The organism is Pedococcus sp. P2_A3 (genome assembly GCF_056405035.1).
The window spans coordinates 37892-56010 of the sequence record NZ_JBFUCW010000010.1; the positions used below are offsets into that span (position 1 = coordinate 37892).

The following is an 18119-nucleotide window of genomic DNA, read 5'->3' on the forward strand; positions in this document are numbered from 1 at the left end:
TCAGTTGCGAGGGCCGACCCAGAGGTCGTCCAGGCCGTAGCCGACAGGACCGTTGGTGGTGCTGCCGCTCAGGTAGGCGTACAAGGCGATGTAGCCGGGTGCCTGGATTGCCGCCGCGCTGTCCGTGGCGGTGAGGGTCCAGGCGGTCGGCTCAGTGGTGCCGGCCTTCCAGATCTTCACGCGCATGGTCGTGGGGTTGGTGCCGTAGGTCTGGAGCTTCACCTGCATCCGGTCGCCGGCGTTGTACACCAGGCCGGGGACCGTGAGGCTCGTGAGGACCGTCTCCGTCGCGGACTCGTTGCGGGTCAGCCAGACCGCCGTCGAGCCGTCGGCGGCGAAGCGGATCTTCGCCCGGTAGTCGGCGGTGGTGGTCACCCGTCGACCGATGATGCTGATGTACTGACCGCCACCGGTCGGGACCTTGTCGGTCGTGACCGCGAGCTCGAGCTGGCTGTCACTGCTCGAGATGCCCTGCAGCGAGGCGGTGTAGCCGTCACCGGCGTTGAGGCTGACCCGGCCGAGGCCTCCGGAGACCGACCACCGGGTGGCCACGCCGCCCAGGGTCCAGGGGCCACCGGTGTCGGCGCTGCCCCAGCCCGAGGCGAGGGTGCGGGAGAAGGTGTCCTGCGCCAGCGCGACGAGCGAGACCACGGTGACGCTGCGGGACAGGGTGCCGGTGGCGCCCTGGTCGTCGGTCACGGTGAGCCGCACGGTGTAGGTGCCGGCCGCGGCATACGAGTGGCTCGCGGTGGCGCCGGACCCGTCCGGGGTGCCGTCACCCCACTGCCACGCGTACGAGGCGAGGGTGCCGTCCGGGTCGGACGATGCGGAGCCGTTGACGGACAGGGCGAGGAAGTTCTCCGAGTCCGTGAACGAGGCGGTGGGAGCCTGGTTGGCCGTCACCGTCACCGAGGCCGTCTGGGTGGCCGTGGCACCGTCGTCGTCCTTGACGGTCAAGGTGACCGAGTAGGTGCCGGCTGCGGCGTAGGTGTGGCTGGCCGTGGCGCCGGAACCGTTGGCGGTGCCGTCACCCCAGCTCCAGTCGTAGGACACGATCGTGCCGTCCGGGTCGGTGGACGCGGAGCCGTTGACCGACATCGCGAGGAAGCTCTCGTTGTGGCTGAACGACGCCGTCGGCGGCACGTTGGGCGCCTCCGACACGACGACCGACCGGCTCGAGGTGCCCGTCAGGCCCTGGGCGTCGGTGACCGTGAGACCGACGGTGTAGGTGCCGGCCGCGGCATACGTGTGGGTGGCCGTGGCGCCGGAACCGTTGGCGGTGCCGTCACCCCAGCTCCACGCGTAGGACGAGATCGGGCCCTCGGCGTCGGACGACCCGGATCCGTTGACGGACAGGGTGAGGAAGTTCTCCGAGTCCGTGAACGAGGCCACCGGAGCCTGGTTGGGAGCGACCGTCACCGAGGCCGTCTTGGTGGCCGTCGCGCCGTCGTCGTCCGTGACGGTGAGCGTCACGGTGTACGTGCCACCCGCCGCGTAGGTGTGGTTGGCGGTCACGCCGGAGCCGGCCGGGGTGCCGTCGCCCCAGTTCCACGCGTAGGTGGAGATGGTGCCGTCGGCGTCGGTGGAGCCGCTGCCGTCGACCGCAAGGGCGAGGAAGCTCTTCGTCGAGGTGAAGGCCGCGGTCGGGGGCTGGTTGACCGCCACCTGGCCGGTGGCCTCGTAGTGGGCGCGGACCTGGGCACCGGTGAGAGCGGTCGGGTAGACCGCCACCTCGTCGATCTCGCCGGCGAAGTAGTTGCTCTGGGTGCCGCCGAAGGTGCGGTCGCCGCCGAGACGCCAGTAGCCGACGAAGTTCTGCGCGTCGGTCGCCGCGCCGGAAGCCGCCAGCACTCCGTCGACGTAGAGCTTCATGCCATCGGCGCCCTGGGTGGCCACCACGTGGTGCCACTGCCCGTTGTTGTATGCGGTGGTCGTCGCCGCGAGCGTGCGCACGGCGCCGTTGGTGGCGAACTGGAGGCGACCGTTGTTGAGCATGACGACCTCACGGTCGTAGGACGTGCTCAACCCCGTGGTGGCGTTGCCGAACCCGATGATCTTGCCGCCACGGGTGGTCGTGGTCTTGAACCACGCCTCCGTGGAGTAGGTCTTCGGGTTGTTCCACGCCTCCTTGGCCACGACGAGACCGCTCGACCCGTTGAAGGTCGCGTCACGTAGCGGCGTGCTGGCGGGCGAGCCGCTCGCGGTCAGGGAGACGCCGGTGACGATGGTGCCGTCCTGACCGGACGCCGAGGAGTCGGCGGCGGTCGAGCCGGACGTCTCGTTGAGGCGCCAGTAGAAGTCGGGAGACGAACCCGTCACCGCGGCCGCGTAGCTGTCGGTCGGGGTGGGCGAGGTCCACGCCGCCGCCCGGCCCGAGGCGAGGTACTGCGCCTGGATCTGCGACTGGGTGAGCACGGCCGGGAAGACCGAGACCTCGTCGATGGTGCCCGCCAGCCCAGCGTTGGCGGGGCGGTTCGGCAGGCTGGAGGTCTGGTCGGCGAGGAGCCGCCAGAAGCCTTGGAACGTCGCCATGCTGACCGGCGCCTGGTCACGGCCGACGCGTCGGCCGTCGACGTAGAGCGAGATGCCGTCGGCACCCGCCGTGGCGGTCACGAGGTGCCACTGGCCGTCGTTGACGGTGCGCGTGCTGGTGACCGAACGGGTCGTCGCGTTGGTGGTCGCGAACGCGATCCGGTTGCTGCTGTTGACGTAGAGCACCAGGTCGTTGGACGTGCTGTTGTTGGTCTGGCTGGTGCCGAACCCGATGATCCGCCCACCGGAGGTGCTGGTGGTCTGGATCCAGGCCTGCACCGTGGCCTCGGCCGGGTGGCTCTCGGCGTACGTGGTGTAGAGCTTGGGGGTGGTGCCGCCGGCCGAGCGCACCGCGGCGTCACCGGCGGTGGCGCCGGCCTGGCCGAACGTCACGCTGGTCGAGGTGCCGTCGCCCGCACCCACGGAGTCGAGGATCGCGGGACCCGCGTCGTTCAGCCGCCAGTGGTGCAGCGGGCTGTTGGCCCGCACGGCGTCGAGGTAGGCGGGAGTCGGGTCGGAGGACACCGTCACCGGAGCCGTCGCGAGGCTCCACTGGACGTTGCCGTCCTTGTCCTTCGCCCGCACCTTGTAGGTGTGCGTGGTGCCGGGTGCGACTCCGGTGTCGGTGAAGCTCAGGCCCGGCAGGGTCCAGAAGTTCGACGCCGACGAGAAGTTGCCGATGGTTGACCCACCGTCGCGGTAGACGTCGTACTGGAGGACGGAGTCGTCACGGTCCCAGACGCTCTTCCAGAAGAGCTTGACCCGGCCGGCCTCGGTCGACGTCGCGACCGGGTTGAAGGCGGCGGTGTAGATCGGCTTGGACAGCCGGGGAGCCGAGGCCGGCACGGCGAACCGCACCAGACCCTGCTGGGCGACACCGTTGACGATCGGGAACTCCCCGCCGAACGCCGCATACGTGCCGTTGCCGGTGACGGACCAGGCCGCCTGCTTCTCGGCCGTGAAGTTGCCGAACTCGAAGTCGGGGAACCAGTGCAGGATCCCGGCGTAGGGGAAGCCGCGGAAGTCCCAGCCGTAGGCGTCCTTGGTCGTGATCATGCCGGTCGGGAAGGTCGGCGCGGCCAGGGCCTTCTGCCAGCGCGACCGCGGGCTGGTGTCGGGGAAGGAGCCGACGACGCTGCAGTCGTGCTGGTGGGCCACGCTGTAGAGGACCTGGTTCATGGCCCAGGTGCTGTAGTTGTCACCGAGGCAGTCGTTGATCCAGTTGATCGCGCCGGTGTTGGGATTGGCCGAGAAGGTGCCCTCGAAGGCGGCGCCGGAGCCGAACGCGTAGCCGGACCCGAAGACCTGGGTGCCGTCCGTGGACAGGCTGGTGATGCCGCCGTTGAGACCAGCGGTGCGGATCGTCGCGTTCGCGGCCCACGGCAGGACGGCTCCGGTGCCCGCGTCCACGGCCCCCATGCCGTAGGCCGACACCCCGCTCAGCTGCTCGAAGGAGCCACCGAGGATGACCCGGCTGTTGTCGGGGGACATGATCATCGCCGAGACGATGGCGTTGGAGCCCTGCGCCAGGGGTGCCCACGGGAGGACGTTGTTGCTCGTCGGCGAGAACGCGGCGAGGCCCGAGCGGGTCTGCGCGCCCGCTGAGACGAACGAGCCACCGACGTAGACGGTGGAGGCGGTGGTGGCGAACGCGCGCACCTGGCCCCCGACGTTGGCCGCCCAGGGGAGCAACGAGTTGTCCGCGGTCGAGAAGGCAGCCACGTGAGCGTGGCTGATGCCGTCGACGGTGGTGAAGTCGCCACCGACGTAGACCGTCGAGCCGTCCGGTGAGGCGGCGATGGCCAGGGCCTGGGCGTTGAGCGAGTGGTTGAACGACGCGACGGGGTTACCGGTGGTGACGTCGTACGCGAAGATGTTGAGGGCCGGGACCTCCCCGGGTCCTCCCGCCGCCACACCAGGCGGGCGGGCCGCGGTGAAGTTGCCGGCGACGTAGACCGTGTTGCCGACGATGACCTGGTTCCACACGACGCCGTTGATCTGCCACGTGGGCAGCGCGTCGGCGGTGACCGTCGGGGGGAGGGTCGGGGTCGGCGCCGGGTCGGCCGCCTGGGCCGCTCCCCCGGTCAGCGTGGTCCCTGCCACCAGGAGCGCCGTGGTTGCGACCACAGCGCCGGCACGGCGGAGCAGACCGCCAAAAGCCTCAACGTGCATGGTGGACTGCCTTTCCAAGGGGAGCATCGGGTGCGCTGACCAGGAGGTCACCGGCTGTGGTGATGGGGGTGGTGGGGGTGTCGGCCTGGGCCACCTGCTCCGCGAGCAGGGATGACTGCTCGCGCAGCATGGGAGCCAGGACGACCGAACGGGTGATGAGGCCGCCCACGACCGGACCGACGGCCAGGACGAAAGGCGTTGCCTCGTGGGGCAACCGGACGGCCAGGAGGCCACCGAGCGTGGCGAGCGAGACGAAGCCGTCGGTGAGCCGGACGGCGAGGGCCGCACGCTGACGGCCCCGGGCGGCAGCAAGGCTGACGTAGGGCTGCAGCGTGGCGGTCGCGGCGGCATACACGGCCCAGCCGAGGACCGTGACGGCCGGGAGGGTGAAGGAGCCGCCGGTCACCCACGGACCCACCAGCGGGGCTGCGGCGAACAGGAGCACGCCGAGGGCGAGCGCACCTCCGGCCAGGGCCATCGAGCTCCGGGAGGCCCGCGTGACCAGGGCGCGCAGGGGGAGCGAGCGGTCGCGGGCGTAGGAGGCCAGGAGGTAGGAGCCGATGCCCTGGATGGCGAGGAGGGCGGGGGCGACGTAGATGCGGGCCGCCTCGACCTCGCCGAGCGCGGCGGTGCCCGCCGCGGCCACGACGAGGACGCGCATGGCGGTGAAGACGCCCGGGTTGACCGACACCTGCGCACCGCGCCATCCACCGAAGGAGGCGACTTCGCGGATCCGGGCACCCCGCAGGGACACCAGGGCGCGCTCGCGCGCGGGGGCCGACGCGACGGCGACGACCAGCCCGGCGAGCTGGCCCGCGGCGATCGCCAGGAAGAAGGTGCCGAGGGTGACGCTGCCGACGACCGAGAGCACGACGAGCGCCAGCATCACGACCACGAGGGCGACCGAGTCGACGGCGACGAGGCGCCAGAACCGCAGCGTTGCCATCAGCAGGCGGCGAGCCACCTCCTCGAGCTGGAACAGCGCGGCGGCCACGATGAACCAGCCCGCCTGGGCCGGCTCGAGGACCCCGAGGGCCCAGAGGGTGACACCGGCCACGCCCGGCCCGACCAGGGCAAGCACGCCCGCCCACCACTGGAGACCGGCGCGGATGCCCCGGTCCTGACGGTCGAGGACGGTGAGGGCGTCGCCGACGAACCCGCTGGTCACCGCCGTGGTCAGGATGATGACCCCGAGGCACAGCGCGAGCTGGCCGAGGCCGCGTGCACCGAGCAGGTGGGCCGCGGCCACCTGCAGCCCGAAGCTCGCCGTCGCCTGCCACACCTGGGCCACGAGGGCCCCGGAGGCATGCGACGAGGCGAGCGACCGGAGTCGCGCGCGTCGGGGAAGGGCGGCTCGGGTCACTTGGCCACGACCGCACCCGTGTAGGTGGCAGAGGTGTGCAGGCCGTCGAAGTCGACGACCATCCGGACGCTGCCCAGCTGCTTGGTGGGCACGGCGAACGCGTAGAGGGCGATGGCCGAGGCGCCGGGCTTGACCACACCCGAGAAGTCGTAGGTGCCCGCGCTCGCCGTGTAGACCGGCGCGGCCAGCTGGCTCGTGGCACCGTAGGTCGTGGTCACCACGACCTGGTCGAGGTTGACCGCCTTCGCGGAACCGTTGGTGAGCTTCACCGTGAAGCGGACGTACTCGCGCCCCGCCATGACTCCCGGCCCGTGACCGGTCTCGACACCCTTCTCCGCCTTGGTGATCACCAGGCTGACGCCGTCGGGGTAGGTGACGGGCGCGGTGAACCGGGCAGCAGGGGCGCTCACCGATGGCGTGGTCGGCTGGCCGACCCGCTTGACCTTGGCGACCGACGCGACCGGCTGGGGCAGCGGCGGGGCCATCGTGGTCGGGGTGGTCTCGGTGTCGGGGGTCTCGGTGGGCGCGGACGAGCTCGACGACGTGCCGGGCGTGGAGGCCAGGGCCTGACCGCTGCCGCCACAGCCGGAGAGGCTGGCGGCGGCGAGGGCGAGACCTGCCAGGGCGGCTGCGAGACGGAGGCGCGACGACATCAGTAGGCACCCTTTCCACGGAGGACCGCGCGAGCGGTGCGGACGATGATCTGGAGGTCCAGCAGGAGCGACCAGTTGTCGACGTACCAGAGGTCGAGCCTCAGCGACTCGTCCCACGACAGGTCGCTGCGCCCGCTGACCTGCCACAGGCCGGTCAGGCCGGGGCGGACCCGGAGGCGGCGGACCGCGTCGGACTCGTAGCCGGCGACCTCGGACGGCAGCGGGGGCCGCGGGCCGACGAGGGACATCTCGCCGCGCAGGACGTTGACCAGCTGCGGGAGCTCGTCGAGCGAGTAGCGCCGCAGGAGCGTCCCCACCCGGGTGACGCGGGGGTCGTGGCGCATCTTGAACAGCACCGTGTTGCCGGCGTCGGCGGCGTCGGCGAGCTGCTCCAGGCGCTGCTCGGCGTCGATCCCCATGCTGCGGAACTTGAGCATGCTGAAGGTCTCGCCCCGAGCCCCGACCCGGGTCTGACGGAAGAGCACGGGGCCCGGGGAGTCGAGGCGGATCGCGACGCCGATGGCCACGAGGACCGGCAACGCCACGATCGTGAGGGCGAGGCCCAGGCACCAGTCGCCGACCCGCTTGACCACCCGGCGGGCGCCGGACATCGCGGGCCGCTCCACGTGCAGCAGCGGCATGCCCGCGGCCGGGCGGATGGACAGACGAGGACCGGCGACGTCGAGCAGGCCGGTCGCGACCACGAGGTCGACCGCGCGCTCCTCGAGCGACCAGGCGAGTCGGCGCAGTGCCCGGCCGCTGAGGTCGGGGTCGGCCGACACTGCCACGACCTCGGCGTTGAGCAGGTCGATGGCGTGCAGCGCCTCCTCCGGGTAACCGAAGACCGGGATGCCCTCGACCTCGGAGGAGAAGTCACCGCCGTTGGTGATGCCCGAGACGCAGGCACCGACGACGTGCATGCCCTCCCCGGGCGCCTGCTGCAGCTGGCGGATCATCGGACCGACCGTGCGGACGTTGCCGATGACCACGGTGCGCTGGCTGTCGAGACCGTTGGTGCGGCGCCGCAGGAGGGAACGCCGCAGGAGGTTGCGGGCGACGAGCCCGAGGACCATCAGCATCGGCACGACGACCAGGACGAGGCCGCGCGCCAGCTCGAAGTGCAGCACCCACGAGCTGAGGACCGCGACGCCCCCGAGGCTGAGCGCGGCCCGCGCGACGGAGCGGTACTCGTCGGTGGTGATGCCGAGGTAGCGCTGCTCGTAGCCGTGGAAGAACTGGAGCATGAGGATCCACACACCGGGCAGGAGCAGCGCGACGCCCCATCGGACGGACGCGGGGGCGGCGCCGACGGGGAGGACGATCGCGGCCGCGGAGGTGAGCAGGGCCGTGGCGGCGTCGGCCAGCAGGGCGCGACGGCGGTAGCCCACGTGCCAGGGGCGCGTGGGCCTGGCGCCCGGCGACGTGCGACCGCGCGACGTGTGACCGCGCGCCGAACTACCTCGTGGCGCGGGACGCGGCGCAGCCGCCCCCGTGCGCTTCCGCACCCATTCCGCCCGTGCTGACGAAACGGACTTTGCCCCCGCAAGATCCGTCATGGCTACTCCCCTAGACCGCTCAGCGCCTGAAGGTAACTCCCAAGTGGACTTACCGAAGTGCCCTCATTGAGAAGACGTCCTCAGGCTCTGGAAATGCTGTCACCGCAGGGGAATCCGCACATACGATCACGGGGCTAGGCCAGACAACCTCACCTTGACTACGGGGTATGCCGTACCCCTCTCCACCGTTTGGGGGAGAAGGTGGTGTCGTTCAGGGCGAGATGGGTCCGGTTGGGTGCAGGAGACCCTCAGACCGGCGAGTGGAACTTCTGCTGGGCCGCGACGAGCCCCTCCGTCACGACCATCTCGGCGGCGTCGGCGGCGTCCCCGATGAGGAACGGGAGCTCCTTGCGCTCGGTCGTCCCGAAGTCCCGCAGCACGAAGTCGGCGGCGTCCATCCGCCCCGGGGGCCGCCCGATGCCGACCCTGACCCGGAGGTAGTCCTTGGTGCCCAGGGCGGAGCTGATCGAGCGCAGGCCGTTGTGGCCGCCCTCTCCCCCGCCCTTCTTCAACCGGACGTCACCGGCCGGGATGTCGAGCTCGTCGTGGATGACGAGGAGTCGGTCGACCTCGACCGAGAAGAATTTCATCAGCGCCTTGACCGGACCGCCCGACTCGTTCATGTAGGACGAGGGCACCGCGACGACAGCAGCGGGGCCGGGTGCGCCACCGGGCAGCAGACCGATCCGCACCGTGGCGGCAGCCGCCCGGGCCTTGTGGGAGGTGAGCTTGGCGCCGGCTCGCGAGGCGAGCTCGTCGACGACCATGGCGCCGACGTTGTGCCGGTTCCCGGCGTACTTGGGGCCGGGGTTGCCCAGGCCCACCAGGAGCCAGGTGCCGTCGTCACTCACGGGGCGCAAGTATGCCGGAAGGCCAGGTCCCCCATGACACTGCTCAGGGGACCTGGCCTTCCGGCATACACGGGTGAGCGGGACTCAGGCGTCCTCGGACCCGGCCTTCTCGCCCTCGGCGGTGTCGCCCTCGGCAGCAGCCTCGCCGCTCTCGCCCTCGGTGCCCTCGGCGTCGCCGGGCTCCTCGTGCTCGATGCCGGCCTCGGCCTCGGCCTCCGCCATCTCGGCGTCCAGCGCCTCCTGCGAGATCTGCTGGGTGATGTTGACGACCAGGGTCTCCTCGTCGACGACGAGGGTCGCGCCGGACGGCAGCTCGAGCTCGGACGCCTTGATCTGCGTGCCGGCCTCGAGGCCCTCGACGGAGACGACGATGTTCTCCGGGATGTGGGTGGCCTCGACCTCGAGCTGGATGGTCTGGGCGTCGACGGTGACGACGGTCTCCGGCGCAGCCTCGCCCTCGACGTGGACCGGGACGTCGACGGTGACCTTCTCGCCCTTGCGGACGACGACGAGGTCGACGTGCTCGATGACGGGCTTGATCGGGTCGCGCTGCACGTCCTTGGCCAGGGCGAGCTGCTCCTTGCCGTCGATGACGATGGTCAGGAGCGCGTTCGCGACCTTGAGCGCCATCATCGTGTCGTGACCCGGGAGGGTGATGTGCACGGGCTCTGCGCCGTGGCCGTACATGACGGCGGGGATCTTGTGGTCACGGCGGATCTTGCGGGCAGCGCCCTTGCCGAACTGCGTGCGCGTCTCAGCGACGAGCTTGTTGTCAGACACGGATATCTCCTGTGCGGTGGGGGACTCGAGGATGCGGTGGGCCTCGACGCGGGGCGCAGCACGGAGACCACACCGCGTCGAATTACGGACGTGACCGGCCCCCAGGTGATGGCAGCCGTGCAGTGTCCCTCGCCGAGGCAACCCCGAGAGTCTAGGCGACGCCTGCGGGGAGTGGGAAATCCGCGCCCTCGAGCTCGTCGCTGCGCTGCTCGGTGCGGGCCCGGCGCAGCTCGCCGAGCCGGACGGCGACCACCCCGGCGACGATGCAGACGCCCCCGGCCAGCTGCATGAGCCCGGGGAGCTCGTCGAGCAGCACCCAGGCGAAGAGGACCGCGAAGAGCACCTCGGTGAGGCCGACGAACGAGGCCACCGTCGAGCCCAGCATCCGTGCGGCCGTCACCCCGAGGAGGTATGCCGCGGCGGCGGCGACGAGGGCCAGCTCGCCGATGGCGACCCACCAGGGGGCCTGCCCACCCATCAGGGCGACGTCGCTGGAGGCGAACCGCAGGGGGACGACGCCGACCGCGCCCAGGAGGGCGAGGACGACGGACCCGGCACCCAGGCCGAGCCCCGCCAGCGCCACGGGCGGCAGGTTGCTCTCCTCCGCCGCCAGGACGAAGAAAGCCGCGAGCCCGGTGGCGGCGACCAGGCCCCAGGCGACGCCGACGAGGTCGGGACGGGTCTGGCCGGAGAGGTCGAGCACGAGCACCAGCCCCAGGATCGCGAGGACCACGCCGAGACCGGTCAACGCACTCGGGGCGCGGCGGGTGCGCACCCAGACCCAGAGGACGACGAGGACGACGCCGAGGTACTCGAGGAGGAGGGCGACCCCGACGTCGAGCCGCTGCACCGCGTAGAAGTAGGCCACCTGGCACCCCGCCACGGCGACCGCGCCGTAGGCGAGGATCGTCAGGAGGTTCGCGCGCACGAGTGACCACCGTCCCCGCAGCGCCAGCACGGTCGGGACCGCCAGCACCAGGGTCGCCCCGGACACGCGGAGCAGCACGATCGCACCGGAGCTCCAGCCCTCGACCAGCAAGGACTTCGCGAAGGGGCCACTGCTTCCGAAGGTGGCGGCGGAGGCCAGCGCCAACCAGAGGCCCAGGCCTCGGTGGCCCTTCCAGCGCGCAGTCATCCCATCGGTCCTTCCGCCCGACCCAGCTTTCGCCGAGCCGCAGCCTGTCATTGGTCAAACGACTTATACTCATGACGTTAGCGAGCGATCGGGTCAGGAGTCAAGATGCTGTTTGCCCATGACACGGAGGTGGCGCTGCGCGCTGCCGCCGCCCTGGTCAACACCGCCGCGACCCTGCCCACCGACACCGAGGACCTCGCCACCGTCGCCGACCTCGACGAGTTCGTGCGCGACTGGGAGTGGACCGGGTCGCACACCGGGGAGCCGGCCGAGCTGGAGGCCGTGCGCGCGCTCCGCCCGCGGCTGCGGCGGCTCTGGACCTCCGACGCCGAGGAAGCCGTCGCCCTCGTCAACGAGCTGTTGGCCGACGCCGGCGCGCTCCCCCAGCTCGTCCGGCACGGCCAGTGGTCCTGGCACCTGCACGCCACCCCGCCCGAGGCCCCGCTCGCCACCCGCATGGCCGTGGAAGCCGCCATGGCGATGGTCGACGTGATCCGCGCCGACGAGCTCGCCCGGCTCCGGGTGTGCGCGGCGGACGACTGCGAGGACGTGGTGGTCGACCTGTCCAAGAACCGCTCGAAGCGGTTCTGCGACGGCGGCTGCGGCAACCGCGCCAACGTCGCGGCATACCGAGCCCGCCAGCGACAGCACTAGGCGTCCGCAGGCAAACGGTCGTCCCACTCCGCGCGTGCTCATCCCTTTGCGGGATGGTTCGGCGAGGTGCGACGACCACACTTTCGCCAGGTGTGACTGCGTGGTGGAGGGCCGGGCACATGGTCGATGGACGGGCGGGGCGTGCATCCGTTCCCTGCTGCCCCCGCCCCCCGGTCGCCACCCTTCAGTGGCTCTTCAGGGGTCAGGACTGTGCTGTGGCCCATGGATAGGCCGATCCCCCACGACGCGCTGGCCCAGGTGCTGCGCGACCACGGCCGGCTCGTCGGCAGCCAGCCGGAACGGGTGCGCGGCCTCCTCTCCGACATCCTCGGGGTCGACGGACGCGACTTCCGCGCCGAGGTCGACGCCCTCGTGGTCGCCTGCGAGGAAGGCGTGCCCGCCCTCCTCCTCGACCAGGCCGACACGGCAGAGTCGGCCGACTCGGCCGTCACCGAGGGAGTGGGCCGGCTCGAGGCCCGCGGCCTCGCCAGCGAGCGCGCCGCCGACGCGACGCTCACCTGGGCCTCGGCGCTGGAGGCCCAGGTCTCGGACTCCCTTCGGACCTCCCTCTCGTCGTCCGTGCGATCGGACCCCCCACCCGAGGCGCACACCGGTGGGGTCCTGGCCGCCGACGCCACCGTCCTCCCCCTTGCGCCCGCGGGCGGCCGCCCCCCGGAGGCAGCCGCCCCAGCCCCTCCCGTGCCTCGCGCCGCGCCGGGACCCTCCCCCACTCCCCCGCGATCCCCCGCTCCCACTCCGCCCCCCGACCTCTCCTCCACAGACCTCTCCACCACAGACCCGCTGCCGGCCTCCGCCTCCCGCCGCACGGCCCTGAAGCTCCCGGCTGGCAGGAGGGGTCCGGCCGTCGTCGCCCTCCTCGTCACGGCTCTCGTCGCGAGCGCCCTGGGCGCCAAGGCCCTGTGGCCCGAGGGGACCACCACGCCCGACGCTGCTCCGGCCGCCGCGACCAGAGGCGGCACGCTGCGCCTGACGTCCAGCGGCGGACTCACGTGGGACCCCATGGAGACGACCGACCCCGGCCTGCGCCTGCTGATGAACCGGGCCCTCTACCGCGGGCTCGTCGCCTTCCAGGCCGCGGCGAACGACCAGCCTGCGACGCTGGTCGCCGACCTCGCCACCGACACCGGGACGACGCTCGACAAGGGGAAGACGTGGTCCTTCGACCTGCGCCCGGGCGTGCGGTGGGAGGACGGGAGCCCAGTCACCTGCGCCGATGCAAAGGCGGGGGTGGCGAGGGCGTTCGGCGCCGCCAAGTTCTTCGGCTACTCCTACGAGGCGGCGGTCCTCATCGACGTGCCACAGGGTGCTGACGGGTTGCCGGTCTACCAAGGCAAGGGGGCGGTGGGCCAAGCCGCCTTCGACCGCGCGGTGAGCTGCTCGGGCTCGACGTTGACCGTTCGGCTGTCCGCACCTGACTACGAGTTCCAGCGTTACCTGGCGGTGCCGGAGCTCGCCCCCTTCCGCGTCGCACCCGCCGTCGGTCCCGGCACGCGGTCCCTCTCCAACGGCCCGTATGCCGTCGACGCCGCCACCGCCACGGCGACCACGGTCGCACTGGTGCGCAACGGCCGTTGGTCCGCGGCCACGGACACCCTTCGACCCGCCTTCCCCGACCGCATCGAGGTCACCACCGCGGCTGACGATGACGTGGCCCAGGGCTTGGCCACCGATGCCGTCGCCTACCGCCGGACGATGACCCTGAGCCCGCTGCCCGCCGCGGCCGACAGCGCCTTCGTCAGTGCGCCCGACCGCACCCAGGTCGCCCCGGCCGGCGTGACCGAGCTCCTCGTCCCCAACCTCAGGACGACCACGATGTCGTCCGCGGCGAACCGCCGCGCGTTCGCCCTGTCGACCGACCGAGCGTCCTACGTCGCCGCGATGGGCGGACCTGCAGCACGGATGGAGCAGCGGTCCACCGCGGGCGTCTACCACAACGGCCCCACCGTCGCGTTCGACGTGCAGCAGGCGCGCTCGCTGCTCGCCGGCGACACGCCCCGCCTGAAGGTGGCCTACCGCTCCAGTCCCGAGTTGGAGCGCGCCATGACGGCGCTCGCCGCCGGGTGGAAGCAGGCGGGGTTCGCGGTGAACCTGGTCGCCTTCAAGGGCGACTCGGCCGCCTACCTCACGGCCATGGCGGATGCGGCAGCAACGACCACCTACGACGCGTGGCGGGGCGACTACGTCGACAGCCTCGACCGCTCCTGGACTGCGCAACGCATCGACCCGCGCGTCAGTGCGGGACTGCCCGCTGCCGACGCGCAGACCGTCACCTCCGCCATCGACAGCGCCCTCGGCACCCCACCGGGCCCGGCCCGCGACGCCGCCTGGCGCAACGTCGACGACGTCATCTCCGTCCTCGCCCTGCTGGTCCCACTCGCCAACCGGGTCTCCCTCGTCGGCAGTGGTTCCGCGGTGCGCGGCGCCACGACCTCCCTCGAGTTCTCCGGGGCCATCGACCCCCTCCGCGTCTCCCTCGCCTCCACCGATTCCTGAAGGAACCCCTCATGTCCGAGAACCTGCCCGAGGTCACTGCCGAAGCCCTGCACCGCGCCGTCCGCGACCTCGGTCGCCGGGTCGGCGAGAGCCCCGACCGGGTGCGGGCCGTCCTCTCCGACGCCCTGGGTGCCACGGCCCGCGAGCACCGCTCGGAGATCGACGCGCTCGCGCTCGCGAGCGAGGAGGGCATCCCCTCGACGCTGATGGGGCGCGAGGAGTCGATGCTCACCGAGTCGGATGTGGCCCTCGACGACGGCCGGCTCCGGGCGCGGCTCGTGGAGCGCGGGTTGTCTGACGGCGCAGCCGACTACGCCATCGGCGCGTGGGCAGCAGCCCTCGGGTCGGTCAGCACCCTGAGCGCCACCGGGGGCCTCACCTCGGCAATGTCGGGGCCGAGCGTCGGTTCGGTCTCCGACCCGGCGACCGAGCTCCCCGAGGGCGGCGTGGGGGCCGCGGGGGTGGGGGCCGCGGGCGCTGCGGCTCTCGGCGCCGGGGCTCTCGGCGCCGTGGCAGCGTCCGAGGGCGAGCCCGACGCCGCAACGGACGCCGACGGCATACTCGGGTTCGCCACGGCCGGAGACGACCCTCCGCGGCACCGCCGGGTCGTCCCGGTGGGTCGAAAGGTCATGGCCGGCTCGGCCGCTGCGGTCCTGGCGATCGTGGCCGGGGCGGTGTGGTTCTCCACGACCGGCGACAGCGCGGACCGCACCACCCTCACCGACTCCGCGCTGCGCAAGTCCACCACCACGACGGGCACCCCGTCGAGCACGACCACCAAGCCGACGACCGCCTCCGCGGCACCGGTCACCACCGTGCCCCCGGTGATCACCGCCGCACCCACCGCGGCGCCCGCCCGCACGTCCGGCTCGACGCCGTCCCGGTCCTCCAGCTCCACGACGCCGAAGCGCTCGACGAGCTCGACCCCGGCGAAGGTGTCGTCGACGACGAGGAAGTCCACGGCACCCCCGCCCCCGCCTCCGGCGCCCAAGACCCTCAAGGCCGGCAACACGAGTGCGGCCTGGACACCCAAGTACTACGAGGACGGCATCAACGCCTGCGTCGACTTCGTGCCGCCGAACGCGGCCGGCAACATCTGCGAGGCGAAGCTGAACGTCGTCAAGGGAGGGACGGTGACGACCTGGTCGATCATCAACGCGTCCTCGGTGAACGGGCACGGCTCGGTCAGGATCAGCGGTCACCAGATCCTCTACACCCCGCACCACAACGGGTACTTCACGGACACCGTCAGGTACCGGCTCTACGGAGGCGGTGTGACCAGCAACTGGGCGACCATCGCGATCACGGTCTACTGCAACGACCAGATGGGCTGCTGGGGGTAAGGAGATGCCAACCACCGATCGTTGGTCCAGCCCGGTGGGCGAGGCCCTGAGCACCGCTCTCGGGGGAAACCCCTCCGCGTTCGCCGGGCAGCCGTCGCAGCTGCGGCTCAAGCTGACCCGATTGCTCGGCGACGACGCACACACCTACCGCGCTGACGTGCACCTCGTCGTCACCGCGCTCGACGAGAACGTGCCCGCCGAGCTCTTGGCAGCGGCTCCGCTCTCGACGGCCGACCTGCACCGCCACGCGCAGATCCTGGCCCAGGCGCGGGGCTGGACCGACGACGCAGCGCAGACCGCGATCGGGCTGTGGGTCGGCGCCCTCGGGATCGAGGCGGCCGAGGCGTCGGGGCCCCCTTCCCTCTCGGAGGGCGGGTGGGTCGTGTCGACGCCGTCGACCGGGAGCATCTCCAGCAGCGACCCCGACCGGGCACCCGAACGGGCACCCGACCGTGTCCCTGATCCGTCGCCAGACCTCGCCCCCGGCCCGGTGGCCGACCACGCGCGGCCGTCGCTCCCACGTCCGGACGGCGTGGGCTTCCCGGTCACCTCAGGAGCGGAGGACGCCTCGACGGTCCTGCCACCCGATCGTCGCCTCGACCCGATGGCCACCGAGCTGCCCGACCGGTCCTCCGTGGTGGCGATGCCGCCCGAGCCCACACCCTTCGCACCCTCACCGGCTGCCGCCCCCCGACGCCCCGACGCACCCGTCCACGCGTCCGGGGCCGCGGCCGCTGCAGCCACCCCCTGGCCCGCGTCCTCGCGCTTCGCCGTGGCTCAGGCCGTGAAGCGAGAGGGGTTCCCCCTCGGGGCCTACTACGCGTTCCGCGGCCAGAACCCCCACCTGAGGTATGCCGCCGTGGCGGTCTTCGCCGTCCTCGCGGCCGCATCCCTCGTCCTCCCGGCGGGCCTCCCCCGCATGATCGTCCTGTTGGCGCTCATCGGGTCGGTGCTCGTGATGCCGCTCAAGGTCGTGCGCAACGGCATCATGGTGGTTGACGACAACGGATTCCGTTGGTACTCAGCACTTTCCAGATCTGGGCCGCCTGAGCTGAACGTCGCGTGGGCAACAGTCCAGCTCGCGCCGGGAAACCCTCCACGACTGCTCACGCCCCAGGGAGACCTGTGGCTCAAGGGCCACCGGGGGCTGGTCGAGGCCCTGGCGTCACGCACGCCCACGGCGCAGCGGGCGCCGTCATCACCAGCCGGCCCGCGATGAACCGGTCACGTGGCCAGGCGGGCCTCGACCTCACCGAGGCGCAGCACGGTGTCGGGGACGAGCGCCACCGCCTGCCCGGGCTCGATCTGCGTCGGCTCACGTCCCGGGATCCGCGCCTCCCAGGTGATGGTGCCGGTGTTGCGAAGACCCCACACGTCCCGCGTCGGGTGGCGGGTGACCTCACCGATGGTGCGCTCGTAGTCGTAGTCCCTCGCGACGTGGTGGCGGTAGATCCGCGTCCCCGCTCCGAGGGCGAGCTCGGTGTGCGGGAACACCAGTCGCATGGGCGCCGGCAGGGCGGCCGAACAGCCCCAGCAGGTCGTGGGGACGCCGGGCCCCGAGAAGTTCTCGCGTCCGCAGGCCTCGCAGGTGCGGACGGCATCGAGCAGGCGCGCGAGGGTGGCGCGCCAGACGCTCTCCCGGACGCGTCGCTGAGGGTTGCGAATGCCCTCACCGAAGGCCTGCACGAAGAGCCGCTTCACCGGGTCAGGGTGGATGGCCCAGTTCGCGAGCACGGTCTGGTGCTCCACGGGATCGGGGGCGTTGGTGTCGTCGGCGGGGTCGAAGACGAAGAGCGGACGGTCACCGAAGAGGTCGCCCTCGGCCTCCCGGTCCAGGCAGGGGTACTCGAGCTCACGCCGGCCCAGGAGGGGGTGGTGCACCATCAGCACGTAGAAGATCAGCACCGCCAAGGAGTAGAGGTCCGTCTCGCTCCCCGGCTTGGCCTCGCCCCGCACGATCTCGGGGGCCATGAACCGGCGCGTCCCGAGGACACCGCTCTCGCTCTCACCGTCCACGCCCACGTTGTCGTTGTCGCAGATCAGGATCGCGCCGGAGCGCGGGTCGAAGGAGACGTTCCCGAAGCTGATGTCGCGGTAGCAGAGGCCCTGGGAGTGCAGCAGCAGGAAGCCGTGCGCCATGCCGAGGCTGAGCCGCACGGCGAGGGAGGGGGTCACGTCGACGCGGCCCCTCAGCATCTCGCCCAGGCCCACGAACTCGGGTGGCCGGATGGGCATCACGTAGCCGAAGCTGCCGTCGGGGGCGCTGATCACCTCCATGGGCCACAGGAACATGGGACCCGGGCTGTGCCTCGCCGCCACGGCCGTGATGGCTTGGCGCTGCTTCTCGCTCACCGACCGCGCGGCATACCACTTGAGGGCGAGCCGTCGCGCCGAGCCGTCCTGGGGCACGAGCTCGTGAACGGTCCCCTGCCCACCCTCACCCAGGAGCCGACCCACGGTCCACTGCGTGGCGGAGCGGCGCAACGTCACCACGTCACCGGGCCTGACCACCGATCAGCCCTCCCCTCCTCGTCCACGCACATGATGGCACCCACTCCCCGCCCCG

General features: G+C 71.8%; 12 protein-coding genes. 4 read left to right on the forward strand and 8 right to left on the reverse strand.

Translation table 11 applies throughout. The features are described 5' to 3' along the window. The 7 genes from AC1DX8_RS09970 to AC1DX8_RS10000 form a co-directional block, all read right to left on the reverse strand. Nucleotides 1–4704, reverse strand: coding sequence for a PKD domain-containing protein (locus AC1DX8_RS09970; RefSeq protein ID WP_477629768.1), 4704 nt, complete (start codon nucleotides 4702–4704; stop codon nucleotides 1–3). After that, entirely contained in the window at nucleotides 4694–6067 is a 1374-nt protein-coding gene (locus AC1DX8_RS09975) for a hypothetical protein (RefSeq protein ID WP_477629769.1), read from the reverse strand. The genes AC1DX8_RS09970 and AC1DX8_RS09975 overlap by 11 nt, the downstream gene beginning before the upstream one ends. After that, nucleotides 6064–6720, reverse strand: a complete 657-nt coding sequence (locus AC1DX8_RS09980) for a hypothetical protein (RefSeq protein ID WP_477629770.1) — start codon at nucleotides 6718–6720, stop codon at nucleotides 6064–6066. Before AC1DX8_RS09980 ends, AC1DX8_RS09975 begins: the two co-directional genes overlap by 4 nt. After that, nucleotides 6720–8108, reverse strand: coding sequence for a sugar transferase (locus AC1DX8_RS09985; protein ID WP_477629771.1), 1389 nt, complete (start codon nucleotides 8106–8108; stop codon nucleotides 6720–6722). Before AC1DX8_RS09985 ends, AC1DX8_RS09980 begins: the two co-directional genes overlap by 1 nt. 416 nt (nucleotides 8109–8524) lie before the next feature. After that, entirely contained in the window at nucleotides 8525–9127 is a 603-nt protein-coding gene (pth, locus tag AC1DX8_RS09990; RefSeq protein WP_477629772.1) for an aminoacyl-tRNA hydrolase, read from the reverse strand. 84 nt (nucleotides 9128–9211) lie between these two features. Beyond that, a complete protein-coding gene (locus tag AC1DX8_RS09995) occupies nucleotides 9212–9907 on the reverse strand; it encodes a 50S ribosomal protein L25/general stress protein Ctc (protein ID WP_477629773.1) in 696 nt (231 codons plus the stop codon). A gap of 151 nt (nucleotides 9908–10058) precedes the next feature. Then, entirely contained in the window at nucleotides 10059–11042 is a 984-nt protein-coding gene (locus AC1DX8_RS10000; RefSeq protein WP_477629774.1) for an EamA family transporter, read from the reverse strand. Nucleotides 11043–11147: 105 nt separating this feature from the next. On the opposite strand from AC1DX8_RS10000, the gene AC1DX8_RS10005 reads away from it, so the two are divergent. The 4 genes from AC1DX8_RS10005 to AC1DX8_RS10020 all read left to right on the forward strand — a co-directional run bounded on the left by AC1DX8_RS10005 (nucleotide 11148) and on the right by AC1DX8_RS10020 (nucleotide 16772). Beyond that, complete coding sequence (locus tag AC1DX8_RS10005) at nucleotides 11148–11696, forward strand: CGNR zinc finger domain-containing protein (protein ID WP_477629775.1); 549 nt, start codon at nucleotides 11148–11150, stop codon at nucleotides 11694–11696. Nucleotides 11697–11918: 222 nt separating this feature from the next. After that, entirely contained in the window at nucleotides 11919–14210 is a 2292-nt protein-coding gene (locus AC1DX8_RS10010; protein ID WP_477629776.1) for an ABC transporter substrate-binding protein, read from the forward strand. An 11-nt stretch (nucleotides 14211–14221) separates the two neighbouring features. Then, a complete protein-coding gene (locus AC1DX8_RS10015) occupies nucleotides 14222–15553 on the forward strand; it encodes a hypothetical protein (protein ID WP_477629777.1) in 1332 nt (443 codons plus the stop codon). Nucleotides 15554–15557: 4 nt separating this feature from the next. Further along, the gene (locus AC1DX8_RS10020; RefSeq protein WP_477629778.1) at nucleotides 15558–16772 is read left to right on the forward strand and encodes a hypothetical protein; all 1215 of its coding nucleotides are present in this window, start codon (nucleotides 15558–15560) and stop codon (nucleotides 16770–16772) included. 5 nt (nucleotides 16773–16777) lie between these two features. Here AC1DX8_RS10020 and AC1DX8_RS10025 read toward each other — a convergent pair whose 3' ends face one another. Beyond that, on the reverse strand, nucleotides 16778–18064 hold the full coding sequence (locus tag AC1DX8_RS10025; RefSeq protein ID WP_477629779.1) for a protein kinase domain-containing protein: 1287 nt from the start codon (nucleotides 18062–18064) through the stop codon (nucleotides 16778–16780). Between the last annotated feature and the right edge of the window lie 55 nt (nucleotides 18065–18119).